This is a genomic window from Streptomyces hilarionis, from assembly GCF_024539675.1.
GTDB classification, from domain to species: domain Bacteria; phylum Actinomycetota; class Actinomycetes; order Streptomycetales; family Streptomycetaceae; genus Streptomyces; species Streptomyces hilarionis.
Genome location: NZ_JAHHIT010000346.1, coordinates 1 through 1,378, shown reverse-complemented (window position 1 = coordinate 1,378; position 1,378 = coordinate 1). Strand labels below are relative to the sequence as shown.

Below are 1,378 nucleotides of genomic sequence, written 5' to 3'. Positions count from 1 at the left end.
TCCCCCGCCCGACCCCCGCTCAGCCTCCGTCGGTCGGGTCGGGTCCGGTCCGGTCGCTCCCGACGATTGACCATGGCCGCGGAACGGACCTACGGTGGACGCCGTCGCAGAAAGCGCTTCCTGCACGTCACAGGCACCCCGGGAGAGACATGCCCAGCACCTCCTTGCCGAGGGTCGTGTTCGCCATGGATCCCGTGCACCTCCCCCTGCTGTTCCCGGAGCCCGTGATGGCCCGGCTGCGCCGCACGGCCGACGCCGACCCCGCGCTCGTCGTGCGCGACTTCTCCGACCCCGCGGCCGTGGCGGCGCTGGCCGACGCCGAGGTCCTGGTCACCGGCTGGGGCTGCCCCCGCCTGGACGGGGGCGTCGCCGCCTCGGCCCCCGAGCTGCGCGCGGTGCTCCACGCCGCGGGCTCGGTCCGCTCACTGGTCGGCGAGACGCTGTGGGAGCGGGGCGTGGCCGTCTCCAGCGCGGTCACCGGCAACGCCGTCCCGGTCGCCGAGTACACCCTCGCGATGATCCTCCTGGCCGGCAAGGACGTCTTCGCGCACCGCGAGCGCTACCGCCGCACCCACGCCCAGCCGACGCCCGCGCAGACCGCGGCCACGGGCAATCTCGGCCGCACGGTCGGCGTCGTCGGCGCCTCACGGGTGGGCCGGCGGCTGCTGGAACTGCTGCGCCCCTTCGACTTCGACGTCCTCCTGCACGATCCGTACGTGGACGCGGCCGAGGCCGCCGGACTCGGCGCGCGGTCGGTGTCCCTGGAGGATCTCCTCCGGCGCAGCGACATCGTCACCCTGCACGCGCCGGACCTTCCCGAGACGCACCACCTGCTCGACCGCGCCCGCCTCGCCCTCGTGCGCGACGGCGGCATGCTCGTCAACACGTCCCGGGGCGCCCTCGTGGACCACGCCGCCCTCACCGACGAGCTGCTCGCCGGCCGTCTGCACGCGGTGCTCGACGTCACCGACCCCGAGCCGCTACCGGCCGACTCCCCGCTCTACCGGCTGCCGAACGTCTTCCTCACCCCGCACGTCGCCGGATCCCTCGGCAACGAGCTGGAGCGGCTCGGCCGCATCGTCGTCGAGGAACTGGAACGGCTGGCCGCGGGCCTCCCCCTCGCCCACGAGGTGCGCCACGACGACCTCACGAAGGTGGCCTGACCTCACGTCGGGGGCCCGGCCCGCCGACGGCGGCCGGACAGCGAAGCCGACGGACCTCGTGACGACGCCCGGCCTCGTGACGACGCCCGGCCTCGTGACGACGCCCGGCCTCGCGACGGCGACCGACCCCTCGAGAGCGACCGGACCTGCAACCGCCCGGAGCCCGCGCCGAGCGCGCACCCCCTGCGCACCCGCACCCGCCACCGCCCCCGCAC

1 protein-coding gene is annotated in these 1,378 nt (G+C 75.5%); it reads left to right on the top strand.

Translation table 11 applies throughout. The features are described 5' to 3' along the window. Positions 1-149 precede the first annotated feature (149 nt). A complete protein-coding gene (locus KMS84_RS38520; RefSeq protein WP_256921209.1) occupies positions 150-1,163 on the top strand; it encodes a hydroxyacid dehydrogenase in 1,014 nt (337 codons plus the stop codon). Positions 1,164-1,378: the final 215 nt, after the last annotated feature.

Coding starts and splice junctions, on each gene's coding strand:
- KMS84_RS38520 (WP_256921209.1), top strand. CDS start 150: ATGCCCAGCACCTCCTTGCCGAGGGTCGTGTTCGCCATGGATCCCGTG.